This window comes from Nocardia sp. NPDC004722 (genome assembly GCF_053601505.1).
Window position 1 is genome coordinate 1 of record NZ_JBSGBY010000193.1, and the last position, 13,126, is coordinate 13,126.

Genomic DNA, 13,126 nt, shown 5'->3' on the forward strand with positions numbered 1-13,126 from the left:
TCCGGTACACCGGGAGCGCGGCTGAGTTCGAGGGGGCCGGAGGCTTCGGCCCGGTGAGAGGTGAGGTACGGCTCGCGGAAGTCGTAGCCGAAGAAGTGCAGTTCGCCGGTGAGCGGGCAGGTCTTGGGGTGCGCGGTCATGGCGGTGGTGAGCTTGCCGTCGAAGTCGTGCGGGCCGAGAGTGACCAGCTCACTCGTCATTTCGTAGGGTAACGAGGATTCCACCAGGGCAAGGGTGCGGCCCGCGTGACGGATGATGTGCGTATTGGCGACACCGGCGGTGAAGTCGCGGTTGCCCAGGGCGTCGATGCCGGTCGCGCCATCGGTGAAGGTGCTGGTGCGCACCCACCGGTTGCGGTAGGAGGCGGCGCGACCGCCCTCGATGCGCACGCCGTGCACCATGCCGTCGCCGAGGAACCAGTGCTTGGAATTCGCGGCCTTCGGGTTGGGGCCGTTGCGCAGGTACCAGCCGGTGAGGTTCTCGGGAATGGTTCCGGTACAAGGGAGTTCATGGGCGGTGACCTCTTCGGTCACGGGTGCGTAGTTGCCGGTGAGATACGGGACGGTCATGTCGAATCCTGACTTGCGGGCTCACTCCGCGAGCGCGGCGCGGGCCTTGTTCTGGATGTGGGCGACGTAGCGGAGGGTGAAGACGACGGGGAGGACGAAGGCCAGCACCTGCACGGTGACCCGCGGCCCGGTCGAACCATGGGCCAGCGCCGTGAGCGCTATCGCGCCGATCACGAAGCTGGCCGTCCACACCGAGGTGAGCACATACGCCGTCCGGATGAACAGCGGCTGGTCCCAGAACTCCTGCGGCGTGGTCTGTTTGGCGATCGGCAGCGTGAACGGCACGCGGATCAGCAGCGAGAAACCCGCGATGAGCGCCAGCACCCCGCTGGAGAGCGCGGGCAGGTAGGCGTGCACCGCGGTGTCCGGATCGGCGAACGCCAATACCGTGACCACCGCGAAGAACACCATCGACCCGAGATCGATGATCAGCGAGTCCAGACTGCGGCCCGCGCGCAACTGCGTCACCACCCCGGCCACCGCGATCACGACGGCGATCAGCGCCGACCACTTCCAATACTGCGAGGGAATGACTGCGTAGACGATCCACGGGGCGAAGGTGCGCAGATACGACACTTCGAGAACTCCTCGGCGACACGATATTCCAGTTCTGACATGTCCAAGGTTGAGCCTCCTGTTCCGACATGTCAATAGTGGAATGTAGAGTGATCCGCATGAGTCTCCGGTATGCCTTGCTCGGATTGCTGTCCGAAGGCCCCGCCAGCGGCTACGACCTGCTGCGCACCTTCAAGCACTCGCTCGCCAACGTCTGGCCCGCCACCCAGAGCCAGATGTACACCGAGCTCACCAAGCTCGCCGAAGCCGGACTCATCGAAGTCACCGACGAGGGCCCCCGCGGCCGCAAGGAATACACCCTCACCCCCACCGGCCTCGCCGACCTCCGCACCTGGCTCACCACCACCAGCCCCAAACCCACCGTCCGCAACGAGGCCCTGCTCCGCATCTTCTTCCTGGGCGTCATCCCCCGCGACCAAGCCCGCGCCTACCTCGCCGGCATGGAAACCCGCGCCGCTCACGCCCACGAAGAATTAGTCGACCTCGAACACGCCATCGACTGGACCGACAGCAACCTCTCCCGCTACGGCCGCATCGCCCTCGAATACGGCGAACGCATCACCGCCACCAACCGGGAGTGGGCCCGCTGGGCCCTGGAGCAACTGCCGCCGGAAGACCCCACCGACCACAACGATTGACAACCCACCGCGAATCCCGTTGTTTCACCGGATCTCACAGAGATAGGGGTTGGTGGCCGGATCCAACCCGGCCAGGAAGGCGTCCACCTGCGCCTGCGCGGCGTCGTCGGTAGCCGGGGCGAGACTCGGCCAGAAGGACTCCGGTGGCATCGGCCGCCAAACCAGTTGGGCGTCTTCGTCATCGGGGTCGTCGTCCGCCAGCGCATACCATCCTTTGGCTCTTTCGATGGCCTGGCTCAACCACGTCGCGAACCCCTCGTGCGGCCCGAGCACGTGGCGCGCCAACAGCACCAGCGACATACAGTCACCCTGCAACTCGTCGCCATCGATCGCCGCACCGTATATCCAGTACAGCAGTCTCCGGCACGCCCACAACGGCTCTTCCGCTTTCGCCGGAGCCTGTCCCTCGTACTCCTGCGGCTCGGTAAGCCGCGCATTGCGCAAATCCGCGGCGAGCGCCCACATCGCCTCCACCCGCCGCACCGCGTCCAGCACGTCCGCGGCCGCCGCCACCCCGTCGACCCGCGCGACAACCCACTGCGCCGCACCCACCCCGATCCCGAAAACCGCCTCATCCCGCAGCAGGCTCAGCTCCCCCGCCAGCCCCATATCCCGCTCATCGTCATCGTCGAGCAACACGTCTCGGATCGAGTCGTCCCACTCGAACTCGAAAGGCAACCGCGACAACGCCATCGCACGCGAACAATCCCAAACACCCCGCTGCACGCAAAGATCATCCCCGACCCACCCAACTCCCCGACGCGGGCCACCCCAGCGATAGCCGACGCGACCGCGATGAGTTTCCGACGTCCGCGTCGTCCCAACGCTTATCGCCAACTGGACGTGAAGGATGACGCGGAATGTCTGAAGTATTCCTGACCATGGCCATGTCACTCGACGGGTTCATCACCGGCCCGAACGACAACGCGGAGAACCCCGCCGGCACCAACGGAATGCGGCTGATGGACTGGCTCAGCGGCGGAGGCGCGTCCGACGCGGATGTGCCCCACACCTTCCGTCCCACATACCCCAACAGCCGACTCGTATTCGACGAAGCCATGGCGACCGGTGCCGTGATCACAGGGAAACGGACCGGAGACTTCGCCGGTTACTGGGGCGGGGACCACCACGACGGGGTGCCGATCTACGTGCCGACGCACCGACCGCCGACCGAGAACCCTTACGGCCGAGTGCATTACGTCACCGAGGGCATCGCCGCCTGCGTCGAACAGGCCAAGCAAGCCGCAGGCGGGCGCAACGTGATGATGCACGGCGCCTACACCGGCCAGCAGGCGCTGAAGGCGGGCGTACTCGACCTGATCGACATCCAACTCCGGCCGGTCCTGCTAGGCCAGGGCCGACGACTGTTCGACGGTCTCCCCGCCGAACACATAGAACTCGAACTGGTGCGCACACTGGAAGATCCCGACGTCCTGCATCTACGGTACGCGGTGCACAAGTAGTCACGGGCGATTCGAGGCCGCTGAGACACTCATCTGGGTGGCTAGGACATCAGACTTCGGGCCTGCGCGTACCCGGGGAACCGTTCTCGCAAGGCCGCGTCGAATGCTGTGGTCTGTTCATAGGAATCGACTTCGCTGAACAAGCCGGTCTGTAGATACCAGCCCATCAAACCCGCCGCATCAGCCAACCGCCCATTGAGCGCCGACACGATCACCGTTGCTCGCACCAGCTGGGCGCGCGGGCTCTGATCGTTTCCCGCGTTCTCCCGCGGACGTCTGGCCTGCGCGACCAGCTTCGTCAGGCTGCCTCGCTGCGAAAACCAGTCGCCGACTGGACCATCGACACACCGCATGAACCATCCGGCCGCATCCACGACCTCCGCCACGTCGTACATCGCATACAGGTTGTACTCGCCCGGATTGATATGGTCGCTGAAGATCGTCAAGTCCATCAATCCGAGGTCCCAGTCGGTTTCCCCCCATTCCGCCATCCGTGCCGCCTTCGGTAGCCCGCTGATCAGCTTTCCGGCATCGATCGATATCAGGCTGGCCGAGCCATACAACCGATGCGCACCCTTGATGTTCTCGACGATCACGTAGACCGCCGCGACCACACCAGGTGCCGCATCCAATCGCCCCGCGAACATCAGCACTTCATCATCGCTCCAGTCAGGCGCCACCAGCAGGCCCCGTTCGGCCAGCTTCGGCGCCAACTCCGCTTCCAACGCCGTCCTGTACTGATCGATATTGCCGCTCAACACATCTCATTCCACTCGACGATCACGTTCATGATCGTCAAGAAAGTTGTAGCGGACCACACCGACACAGCGCCGATCACGGGCAAATGCCGTGGCCGGAGAAAGCCGTCAGCCAAAGCTGTGGCAGTCCGGCGAACACACTGCCATCCCGCGACCCGCGCGTTGGTCGGCCGTCCAAACCGGTTCGCTGGCAGGGCTTCCTGGTGCGCGCTCTTACCGAAGGCAGCGCACTCGAAATGTCGGCTAGGTCGCTTCATATCCTGCGGGGCTGTTGCACCCGACAGTATGATCGTCGGGATCAGTTGGGGGGCTTCTCGCTTATGTTGACTGCGTTGATCGCAGCGTTTGCCGGTGTGATGGGTATTGCGTTGGGGCGGCTCTGGGACAGTCGCGCGGAGTCTGCCCGTTGGCGTCGAGATCAGCGAGCAGCGACCTATGTTCGGCTGGCTGAGGCATATTGGGATGTCTTCCGGGCGATCGATGGAATTGCCAGCACCGAAGGCACTGAAGCGTTGGGAGACTCCAGGCGCTGGTCCGCGCTGAGTGATCGCGCCGGGCCCGCTCTAGATCGTTGGAACGGTGCGCTTCTCGCGGCTCTGGTCTACGGATCACCAGCAGTTGCGGAAGCCGCGACAGTTGTCGACAGCCTGATCGACAACCTCGGTACCAAAGCAGGTGGTGCGTGCCATGATTGGGAAGTCTGGGAGCGGGAGACCAAACCACTCAAACAGGCCTTTCAGGACTTGATGGCTATTATCCGGAACGACCTCGACTTGAAGGCCCACGCCGCGGTTTTCTGACCAGATGTGCGGACGTGGATCGAACCGCCGCTCAGGCTTCCGCCCTGCACCGCCGCGTGGAGCGCTGCCCGAAGTAGCCAATGCGACGCGGCGGAAGAAAAACCGGCCGTCCCGAACTGACCAGTCGCAAACGACCCATTGCCGATGAGCGTGAATCCCGGCAGACGGTGAACATCGCTGTGCGTAGGTAGTGTGGACTACTGGCCGCGAATCACATTGTTAAACCACTTGTTTGACCCAGTGCATGACCCTTCCGGTTTCGGCGGGGGCACGTTTGTCGCGGCTCGTAGTGCGGGCGTGGCGGAAACCGAGGCGGCGAGGGATGGCGGCGCTGCGGTGGTTGCCCTCGTCGCAGTGGATTTCGACACGCTCGATATCCGGAAGGGTCAAGGCGATGTCGGTCAACGCGCCCGCCGCACGGGTCATGACACCGCGACCGGTGTGGTTCACATGGCACCAGTAGCCGATCTCGACCGCCGCCGGGCCCAGCCGGTCATGTAACCCGATAGCGCCCAGCAGTTCGCCCGCGGTATCGAAGATGCCGTAGTTGAAGCCCCGGTCCGCGGTCGGCCAGCTCGCTACCACCGCGCTGAATTCCTGCTGTTTGGCCAAGGTGGTCGGCTCGGCGAGCCAGCCCATCCATGCGTGGATGTGGTCGAACGACACCGTGACTGCTTCCAAACGCGCTGTCAGGTCCTCGGGCTGCCATCGCCGTATGACCAGGTCTCCCAGCTCGATTCGCTCCGGCGGGCCGATCCCTGGCGCGAGCGCCGCAGTCCGCTCGATAGTCATGCTAGTGATCCTGGCGGCGTCGCGGGCGGCGGGCAACTCGGATTCCATGGCATAGCGCTCACCGCGAGGTCCGCGACAGCGCTCAGCGCGGTCGTCGATGCACCGTCACGGGCTTGCAGTGCCATGCCCTGCAAGAGCACGCCGACCAGATCGCAGAGGATTCCGGCATCGGCATCGGGAGCCAGTTCGCCACCGTCGATGGCGTTTCCGACTATTTTGCGAAGCGCGGCGAGATCGTCGGCGCGCCGCTGCGTGAGGGCTTCGCCGATTGCCGGTGAGCCAGTGTTGATTCCGCCGTGGACGATCAGGCAGCCCGCTGGGCTGTCGGGGCCGGTGTAGGCCGCGGCGGCCTCGTGCAGCAGACGTGTCAGACCGGCGCGCAGTGTCGGCTCCTCACGCAAAGCTCGTGCCCGTTGCCGCTGCCGGGTGCTCGCATACTCTGCGACTGCCTCGTCGAACAACTGCTGTTTGCTGCCGAAGGCCGCATACAGGCTCGCGGCACTGATCCCCATGACTCCGGTGAGATCAGCGATCGTCGTCGGTTCGTAGCCGCGGTCCCAGAACACCTCGATCGCCTGGCGCAGTGCGAGATCACGGTCGAATTCCCTTGGGCGACCGATCCTTTTCGAGGCCATCACCCAATTGTATAGCGCACGTTCCAGAAGTTCGGTACCGTCACTTCTGGAACGATTACTACAGAACTGGGCGGGGAATCATGAAGCATCTGGAGAACAAGATCGCACTCGTCACCGGCGCAAGCCGAGGCATCGGCAAGGCCGTCGCCGAACGCCTGGCCCGCGACGGGGCCACCGTCGCAGTGCATTACGGCTTCAATGAGGACGCGGCCCGCCAAACCATCACTTCCATCGAAGCCTCGGGCGGCCGCGCCGTCGCCCTACAGGCCGAACTCGGCGTCCCCGGAGACGCCGAAGCATTGTGGGCGGCTTTCGACGCTACCGGCCTCGGCGCGGTCGACATCCTCGTCAACAACGCCGGCATCGTCGTCTACAGCACCATCGGTGGCGTCAGCGACAAGGACTTCGACGCGGTGTTCGCCGTCAACGCCAAAGCCCCGTTCTTCATCATCCAGCAAGCCCTGCCGCGGCTACGCGACGGCGGGCGCATCATCAACATCTCCTCTGCGGCCGCCCGCATCGCAACCCCGCTGACCGTTGCCTACTCCATGACCAAGGGCGCGCTAAACAGCCTGACCCGCACCCTCGCCCTCGAGCTCGGGAACCGCTCGATTACCGTCAATTCCATCGAACCCGGCGTCGTCGACACCGACATCGCCGCTTGGCTGGCCGACGACCGCATGCGTGCCCAGGCCGCCGCCTGGTCAGCCCTGCATCGTGTCGGCCAACCGGCCGACATCGCCGATGTCGCAGCCTTTCTCGCCTCCCCCGATGCGCGCTGGGTGACAGGCCAGTACATCGACGCGACCGGCGGCCTCAGCCTCGGGCCCACCGTCGACACCGGCACTCTGCGTCCGTGACACGGTGCAACGCACCACCGAGAAGAGCAGACTGGACCCAGCCTCCACGGAATGCAGTTCTGGCCAAGCGCACTGACACTGACAGAGCCATGGACTCGAACTGTCGTCAGTCCTCATCACTAGTTTTCCGATCGTCGGTGCCGCACCGAAAGGAACTCAGGCGCAGCATAATTGCTGCCGCGATCGATCAGAGGATGTGAACCGCTCATGACTGCGGGGTCGGACCCACCGACACGCGATGCGGATGCCGGACGAGCCCACCTGCCAGACGGCTCCGATGCCGAGGCTCATGGGCTCCGCCGCATTTCTCAGCTCACGCGGTCGGCGATCACTCGCCCTGAGTTTCGGTGCGCGTTCTCATTCCCGATTTCATTGGTTGGTGAGGCATTCACTCCTGCACCGAGCGTCGTTGACTCGCTCGGACAAGCCATCCTTGGACACGCTCCCATTCCGGTGGGCCGCCCATCTGCCAATCCAGCGGCTTGTGCGCGGGATCGAGTGCGAACCGCGCCGCGTTGACGAAGGCCAACTGGCTGGAGGAAAGCTTGCCGTGGACTTGCCGGTAGCCATCATGGTCCTTCTCGGACGGGTCGGCATCGACGAGCACCGTGAGTTCCTGGACGGCATCCGACATCTGCGCGGTCGCGGCGCTCACCGCCGGGGTCGCCACCAGACTCAACGCTACGAGCGCCCCATTGTAGGCATCCCAGTCGACGTCATAGCTGCGCGTGTCCTCGGTGTATGCCTCGCGCAGTTGGATCTCCACCCTGGCGTATTCCTCGAGAAATCGAGAGCAAGCTCCCGCGAACCTATCTCGCAACCACTGGCGATCCTGGTTCCGACGTGACACGACAGCGCCAATGAGGATCCCGAGGACAGTGGCCACCGCTCCGGTTGCCGTGGTCACCACCGGCACCCATACACTGCTCAATCTCATCCCCTATCACGCGTGACGATCACCTATGCACAACAGCATCCGGGTCCCCATGCGCCCGCCGACGTCTTTCCACCACCGCGTCCACCTCGACCGCGGTCCTGGGTGATGGCGGCGAGATCGGCGCGCGCTCGGTAGGTGTACTCGTGTGGACATGGTCCTCGTTGGGACTCATCATCGAACGATCACGATGACGCCCGCGGTCCTGCCCGCGAGGGCTGCGAACCGTTGAGCCACAGGCGCGCCCAGTTGCTCGCCGATCTGTCGGGCGGCTTGCTGCGATCCGGGTGAGGAGTCGTAGCAGACGGTTGTGACCTCCGAGCCGTCGGTGCTATGTAGGTTCCCGTTCTCTACGACGTTCCAGCCTGCTGCCCTCAACTGGTTGCCCACTATCGCCGCGGCGCCAGGTGTAGCGGTGGCGTTGAGGACGGACACGGCAACATGCCGCAGGTCCTCGGACAGCACGCTAATGGCAGTTGATGTATTCGTGCCCGCCGTCGGTGTGTCGAGTGGCTGTGCGGACGCGGTGGTCGCCACAGGAGCGCTGTCATGGCCTTTCAAGGCAGTCACGGCGAGTGCGATGACCAGCACGATCACGAAACCGATCGCGACGGTTAATCCGCGGGCACGCAAAAATTTTGGAGTCGATGCCGAGGTGGAGGTGGGGTGTTTCGGCTTCTGTCGTGGTGCGTGGTGTGATTGCTTGCGCGGGTTGACTGTTGTCGTGCGGTGCGCTGCGGTGAGGATCCGCTCGGCGTCGGCGACAAGTTCCGAACAGTCGTGGTAGCGATCGGCCGGAGATTTCGCCATCGCGGTGGCTATCACGTCGTCGAGGCCGGGTGGCAGGCCCGGCCGTGCCGCGCTGGGGCGAGGCGGAGACTGGCTCAGGTGTGCGTTGATGACCGCCGCCTGGTCCGGAAACGGGAAAGGTGCTTGCCCGGTGAGCATTTCGTAGAACGTCGCGCCGAGGGAATACACGTCGGCCCGCTGATCCACGACATCGTGCTGGAATCGTTCCGGTGCCGCATAGGCGAGGCTGGCGGTCACCGCGGACAGCGTCGCCGTGTCGTCCAACGTTCGAGCGATACCGAAATCGGCCACCAGCACCTGCTCGTCGCCGCCGACCCGATCGATCAACAGGTTGGCAGGCTTCACATCTCGGTGCAGGACACCGTGCCGGTGCGCGAAATCGAGCCCACGCGCGGCATCCGAGAGCAGCCGCAGTGCCCGCTGGGCAGGGAGCCCGCCAGTTGCCTGAATCAGGGTCGCCACGTCGCCACCGGCGGCGAACCGCATAGCCAGCCACAACGTCGAGTCAGCGGGACTGCTGCGGTCGTACACCGCAACGATGTTCGGATGCTCGAGCCGGGCGATCACCGCCGTTTCCCGATCGAATCGGGCCCGCGCGCCAGGGTCGCGGCCGAGCGATTCATCGAGCACTTTCAACGCCACCCGCCGTTTCAAGCGTGGATGCCGCGCCACATACACCGAACCCGTGCCGCCGACACCGACCAGCGCCTCGATCGTGTAACCGGCGAACTCCGACCCGACCGCCAACACCACGCCAACTCCCCCTGCGATCGGTTCAGTCTCGCGACAACAGCCCGGTAAGCAAAGCCCTGATACCGGGTGCCGGGTCGAAATCTGGTTCGGGCCAAGTGATTTGGTGCAGCGCCAAACCGTCGATATGGTCGAGCAGCACACGGCAGTGGGCGAGCGGGTCGGTCGAGCCCAGCTGCTCGAACCAGGGTGTGATCCACGAGCTGACCGTCGCGCGCCCGGCCGCCAGTGGCTCTTGCAACTCGGGGTGGGCCGCGGCCTCGACGAACAACGCGTAGCGTGCCGCGGTGCGGGGGCGGCCCGATCCCAGTGCGTGGCGCACGATTCCAGCCATCGCGTCGACGAGACCGTCGAGCGTGTGGGGTTGCAGGATGCCGCCGACGGTTTCCCAGTCGCGCCGGTCGAGCTCCACCAGGTGGGTCACGACTCCCATCAGCAACGCGCCGCGAGTGCGAAACGAGTTGGAGGTGGTCCCGGCGGGCACACCGGCCGCGGTGTCGACCGCTTGGAAGGTCAATCCCCGGCAGCCTTGGCTGGCAAGCACTTCGATGGCCGCGTCCAAGACCTGCTGCCTGCGTGACATCCACACTCCTCGCACTATAGACGTAGTGAGATTACTATGCTTATAGTTTTCTGTGCGGGGTGGGGTCCCCGCGTCATGTCGAGGAGTTTCCCATGTCGTTGTCACCGGCCACCGCTCTGCCGCGAGGCCATCAGACGATGCTGCTGGCTCATCGCGCGATGTTGCGCGATCTGGACCGGGTGCAACGCACCGCCGCCACTTTGGCCACCACAACGAATCCCGCACGCGCCCAAGCCCTCAGCGCCTACATCGACAGGCTCGCGTTCCTCATCCACCACCATCACGACGGCGAAGACCAATATCTGTGGCCTCGACTGGCCGAGGCCGGCGCGGACCGCGAAGCCTTGGAACTGCTGGCCTCCGAACACAGCGACCTCGCCGACCTTCTCACCGCCTGGCATCACGCCGCCAGGAACCCGGCCCTCGACGGCGCGTCCGCGACCCGCCTGGCAGCGCTGACGTGCGAGCTGCGCACCCATCTCGCCGACCATGCCGCCGACGAGGAACGCGAACTGCTGGATCAGCTCGCGCCCAGCCTGGATGAGAAGACGTGGAAGGGATTCGAAAACCACATGCGCACAACAGCTCCCCTGTGGACACTGCGATTCATGCCCGCTTGGCTGCGGTCCGTCGCCACCCCGGATGACGACCGCGGAGTTCCCGTACCCCTCGTGGCCAGAATCTTCAGCGGCTGGCTCGAACGAACCCAGCAGGCCGCCTTCGGCGACGACTACTGAACCCCACCTGGACCGTGGCGAGCGGATGTCGTGATCCGGAGGGGAACCCCGACACCGCTTTCCCGTCCCGCCACCTCGAGGCGGCCTAAGAAGACCGATTCGCCAACATATCGCCGCGCGGCCTGCTGACACCCGAACGCCGATCATCCTGCGCGCGAACAGGTTCGGCCGACCTCGCACCATCACCTCAAAGGATCGACCGCTATGACAGTCCGGCCGCTACAGGCTCTGATCGACACCGATGATCCCGCCTGGCCCGAACTCGACCAGAAGTTCACGACCACCGACGTTCCGATCGCCGTGTTACCGGTCGAGCAGGCCCGCGCGCACGATGCCCTGTTCCGCCTACAGGTCAGCGCCCGTTCGGTGCTCGGCGCGCTGGTCCTGCACACCGGCGGGCTGCTCATCGACCACGGCTGGCTACGGATCCTCGGCGGAGGCCACGGCGGGCTACCCGACGTCGCCACCATGAGCGCGGCACCGCACCCCACCACCGACACCGACCCACCCGGCGCACTGATCATCGCGATCGACGTCCTGGGCGGCATGTTCGCCATCAACGGCGGCGCGCTCCCCGGAAAACCCGGCGGCATCTGCCATTTCGGATCCGAAACCCTCACCTGGCAGCCCATCGGCGGCACCCACTCCTCCTTCATCGACTGGGTCCTCTCCGGCGGTATGAACGGCTTCTACGCCGACCTACGCTGGGACAGCTGGGCCGCCGAGATCCAGGACCTGCCACCCGATCACGGACTGTCGATCTACCCGCCGCTGTGGAGCGCACAAGGCCGAACCGATATCGCCGCCACCAGCCGCCGCCCCTGCCCGCTACTCGAATTGACCGACCTGCACCTCGAGACCGCCGCACAACTCAACGACAGTCGATAGTCCGCACCAACAGCAGTGCACATCAGTGACGCTGCAACCTGGTGCGGTTTTCGCTGGATACACCATCGAGGGCACCCCCGGCGCCGAGCAACCGCTGGATCGTGTATTCGCCGAACTCTGTCTCATGCGCGAACTCCATACTGCTGCTTACCTTTCCATTCGCTAACCCAGCTCCCACAGTCTGACTGTGGCGTCGGCTGAGGCGCTGGCCAAGACCTTCCCGTCCGGGCTGAAAGCGAGTGAAGTGACCACGTCGGAATGGCCCGACAGTGGTTGCCCGATCTGCTTGCCGCTCTGGGTGTTCCACAGCCGGATGGTGTGCGCGTCGTCTCCGACCGCGAGGAGATCATCGGCGGGGCTGAACTCAGCCGCGGTCACGGAGTGCGGGGCGTGTGACAGAGGTAGACCGACATAGAGCTGGGTCTGCACACTCGAAACCTGAATGGACGTGCTGCTGGCCGTATAGGCCAACATTTTGCCGTCCGGACTCAGCGCGAGGATCGGCCTGTCCCCGCTGTCGGGCGATGACTGCGCCCATTTCAACTCAGGTCTCGTGGCATCCCACACGAGAATGTAGTGATAGTTTCGGGCAGCGATCACGGTGGCGTCCGCGTTGACCGCGAGGCTGCGGATCGGGCTGATCTGTCCCGCAGCTGCTTCCGGGGTGTTTTCGCCGAGCAAGGTCGCAGTTTTCTGTCTGGTTCGCATGTCCCAGAGGTTCACACAGCTTCTCGTTTGGGTCAGCGAGATCCCGGAGTGTGCGAGGAAGGAACCATTACCAGAGAATGTGACATAGCCGGGGCCGTCTTCGTTGCGGGCAGCCTGGCTCAGACTTTCGGATTCGCCTGTGTCGGTTTTCCACAGGTAGATTCCGGCGCCTAGCCCGGATCCAGCGAGAATCTCCCCGTCGGGCGAAACGGTCATGTTGAGCAGCGATTCCTCCGGCTTCGAGGGGACGGGGACCTTCCGTTCCGTCGTCTGCCCGCTCGCGACATCCCAGATGACATACGATCCGTCAGCCTTCGTGCTGATCAATCGCTTTCCATCCGAGACGAACTGCAGTTCTCCGGTGCCGCTGGTCGTGTGGAGTGTCGCACCCGCTGTCACGGTCGAAACAGTTACGGGAGCAGACGATGTGGGGCTCGGACGACCGGAAGCCCTGCGGGTAGTCAGGGCGACCGCAAGCGCCGAGGCTACCGCTGGTACGGCGATCGCGGTGGCGGCGAGCACGCTGCGTCGGGACGGCTTTCCGGTTCGTGGCGGTAGGTCATCCGCGTCAGCAGTCAGCGACTTCGCAGGCGCTCGCGAAGTCTGTTCCCACAGAAGGGGGTTC

At 64.7% G+C, this 13,126-nt stretch carries 16 protein-coding genes; 6 read left to right on the plus strand and 10 right to left on the minus strand.

Translation table 11 applies throughout. The features are described 5' to 3' along the window. Together ACWELQ_RS19990 and ACWELQ_RS19995 are read right to left on the minus strand one after the other, a co-directional pair. Window positions 1-569 (minus strand): carotenoid oxygenase family protein (locus tag ACWELQ_RS19990; RefSeq protein ID WP_452398545.1); only part of this gene is annotated, 569 nt, incomplete at its 3' end. Window positions 570-590: 21 nt separating this feature from the next. Beyond that, the gene (locus ACWELQ_RS19995) at window positions 591-1,145 is read right to left on the minus strand and encodes a hypothetical protein (RefSeq protein WP_452398546.1); all 555 of its coding nucleotides are present in this window, start codon (window positions 1,143-1,145) and stop codon (window positions 591-593) included. Between the two features lie 98 nt (window positions 1,146-1,243). Here ACWELQ_RS19995 and ACWELQ_RS20000 point away from each other — a divergent pair, with 98 nt between their 5' ends. Further along, entirely contained in the window at window positions 1,244-1,783 is a 540-nt protein-coding gene (locus tag ACWELQ_RS20000) for a PadR family transcriptional regulator (RefSeq protein ID WP_452398547.1), read from the plus strand. A gap of 24 nt (window positions 1,784-1,807) precedes the next feature. Here ACWELQ_RS20000 and ACWELQ_RS20005 read toward each other — a convergent pair whose 3' ends face one another. Then, complete coding sequence (locus ACWELQ_RS20005; RefSeq protein ID WP_452398548.1) at window positions 1,808-2,476, minus strand: hypothetical protein; 669 nt, start codon at window positions 2,474-2,476, stop codon at window positions 1,808-1,810. A gap of 167 nt (window positions 2,477-2,643) precedes the next feature. On the opposite strand from ACWELQ_RS20005, the gene ACWELQ_RS20010 reads away from it, so the two are divergent. Further along, window positions 2,644-3,246, plus strand: a complete 603-nt coding sequence (locus ACWELQ_RS20010; RefSeq protein ID WP_452398549.1) for a dihydrofolate reductase family protein — start codon at window positions 2,644-2,646, stop codon at window positions 3,244-3,246. Between the two features lie 41 nt (window positions 3,247-3,287). On the opposite strand, the gene ACWELQ_RS20015 is transcribed toward ACWELQ_RS20010, so the two are convergent. After that, window positions 3,288-4,004 (minus strand): hypothetical protein, encoded by a 717-nt coding sequence (locus ACWELQ_RS20015; RefSeq protein WP_452398550.1) that lies wholly within the window; start codon window positions 4,002-4,004, stop codon window positions 3,288-3,290. 332 nt (window positions 4,005-4,336) lie between these two features. Between ACWELQ_RS20015 and ACWELQ_RS20020 the strand changes: the two genes are divergently transcribed. After that, a complete protein-coding gene (locus tag ACWELQ_RS20020; RefSeq protein WP_452398551.1) occupies window positions 4,337-4,804 on the plus strand; it encodes a hypothetical protein in 468 nt (155 codons plus the stop codon). A gap of 219 nt (window positions 4,805-5,023) precedes the next feature. On the opposite strand, the gene ACWELQ_RS20025 is transcribed toward ACWELQ_RS20020, so the two are convergent. Together ACWELQ_RS20025 and ACWELQ_RS20030 are read right to left on the minus strand one after the other, a co-directional pair. Further along, on the minus strand, window positions 5,024-5,596 hold the full coding sequence (locus ACWELQ_RS20025; RefSeq protein ID WP_452398552.1) for a GNAT family N-acetyltransferase: 573 nt from the start codon (window positions 5,594-5,596) through the stop codon (window positions 5,024-5,026). Beyond that, window positions 5,593-6,231 (minus strand): TetR/AcrR family transcriptional regulator, encoded by a 639-nt coding sequence (locus ACWELQ_RS20030; protein ID WP_452398553.1) that lies wholly within the window; start codon window positions 6,229-6,231, stop codon window positions 5,593-5,595. The genes ACWELQ_RS20025 and ACWELQ_RS20030 overlap by 4 nt, the downstream gene beginning before the upstream one ends. An 80-nt stretch (window positions 6,232-6,311) precedes the next feature. Here ACWELQ_RS20030 and ACWELQ_RS20035 point away from each other — a divergent pair, with 80 nt between their 5' ends. Beyond that, window positions 6,312-7,091 carry an SDR family oxidoreductase gene (locus ACWELQ_RS20035; protein ID WP_452398554.1) on the plus strand — a complete coding sequence of 260 codons (780 nt, stop codon included), beginning with the start codon at window positions 6,312-6,314 and terminating at the stop codon, window positions 7,089-7,091. A gap of 388 nt (window positions 7,092-7,479) precedes the next feature. Here ACWELQ_RS20035 and ACWELQ_RS20040 read toward each other — a convergent pair whose 3' ends face one another. From ACWELQ_RS20040 to ACWELQ_RS20050, 3 genes are all read right to left on the minus strand, one after another. Next, window positions 7,480-7,857, minus strand: a complete 378-nt coding sequence (locus ACWELQ_RS20040) for a hypothetical protein (protein ID WP_452398555.1) — start codon at window positions 7,855-7,857, stop codon at window positions 7,480-7,482. A 342-nt stretch (window positions 7,858-8,199) separates the two neighbouring features. Then, window positions 8,200-9,588, minus strand: coding sequence for a protein kinase domain-containing protein (locus ACWELQ_RS20045; protein WP_452398556.1), 1,389 nt, complete (start codon window positions 9,586-9,588; stop codon window positions 8,200-8,202). Window positions 9,589-9,610: 22 nt separating this feature from the next. Beyond that, window positions 9,611-10,168: a TetR/AcrR family transcriptional regulator gene (locus tag ACWELQ_RS20050; RefSeq protein ID WP_452398557.1), complete on the minus strand. Its 558-nt coding sequence runs from the start codon at window positions 10,166-10,168 to the stop codon at window positions 9,611-9,613. A 92-nt stretch (window positions 10,169-10,260) separates the two neighbouring features. On the opposite strand from ACWELQ_RS20050, the gene ACWELQ_RS20055 reads away from it, so the two are divergent. Together ACWELQ_RS20055 and ACWELQ_RS20060 are read left to right on the plus strand one after the other, a co-directional pair. Then, the gene (locus ACWELQ_RS20055) at window positions 10,261-10,905 is read left to right on the plus strand and encodes a hemerythrin domain-containing protein (RefSeq protein WP_452398558.1); all 645 of its coding nucleotides are present in this window, start codon (window positions 10,261-10,263) and stop codon (window positions 10,903-10,905) included. 204 nt (window positions 10,906-11,109) lie between these two features. After that, a complete protein-coding gene (locus ACWELQ_RS20060; protein ID WP_452398559.1) occupies window positions 11,110-11,793 on the plus strand; it encodes a DUF2625 family protein in 684 nt (227 codons plus the stop codon). Between the two features lie 162 nt (window positions 11,794-11,955). Here the strand turns inward: ACWELQ_RS20060 and ACWELQ_RS20065 are convergent, their stop codons facing one another. Further along, window positions 11,956-12,900, minus strand: a complete 945-nt coding sequence (locus tag ACWELQ_RS20065; RefSeq protein WP_452398560.1) for a WD40 repeat domain-containing protein — start codon at window positions 12,898-12,900, stop codon at window positions 11,956-11,958. Window positions 12,901-13,126: the final 226 nt, after the last annotated feature.

What these genes read in the sequence shown, in the direction of transcription:
- ACWELQ_RS20000 (WP_452398547.1), top strand. Translation starts at nt 1,244, where the DNA reads ATGAGTCTCCGGTATGCCTTGCTCGGATTGCTGTCCGAAGGCCCCGCC.
- ACWELQ_RS20005 (WP_452398548.1), bottom strand. Translation starts at nt 2,476, where the DNA reads ATGGCGTTGTCGCGGTTGCCTTTCGAGTTCGAGTGGGACGACTCGATC.
- ACWELQ_RS20010 (WP_452398549.1), top strand. Translation starts at nt 2,644, where the DNA reads ATGTCTGAAGTATTCCTGACCATGGCCATGTCACTCGACGGGTTCATC.
- ACWELQ_RS20025 (WP_452398552.1), bottom strand. Translation starts at nt 5,596, where the DNA reads ATGACTATCGAGCGGACTGCGGCGCTCGCGCCAGGGATCGGCCCGCCG.
- ACWELQ_RS20030 (WP_452398553.1), bottom strand. Translation starts at nt 6,231, where the DNA reads ATGGCCTCGAAAAGGATCGGTCGCCCAAGGGAATTCGACCGTGATCTC.
- ACWELQ_RS20035 (WP_452398554.1), top strand. Translation starts at nt 6,312, where the DNA reads ATGAAGCATCTGGAGAACAAGATCGCACTCGTCACCGGCGCAAGCCGA.
- ACWELQ_RS20050 (WP_452398557.1), bottom strand. Translation starts at nt 10,168, where the DNA reads ATGTCACGCAGGCAGCAGGTCTTGGACGCGGCCATCGAAGTGCTTGCC.
- ACWELQ_RS20055 (WP_452398558.1), top strand. Translation starts at nt 10,261, where the DNA reads ATGTCGTTGTCACCGGCCACCGCTCTGCCGCGAGGCCATCAGACGATG.
- ACWELQ_RS20060 (WP_452398559.1), top strand. Translation starts at nt 11,110, where the DNA reads ATGACAGTCCGGCCGCTACAGGCTCTGATCGACACCGATGATCCCGCC.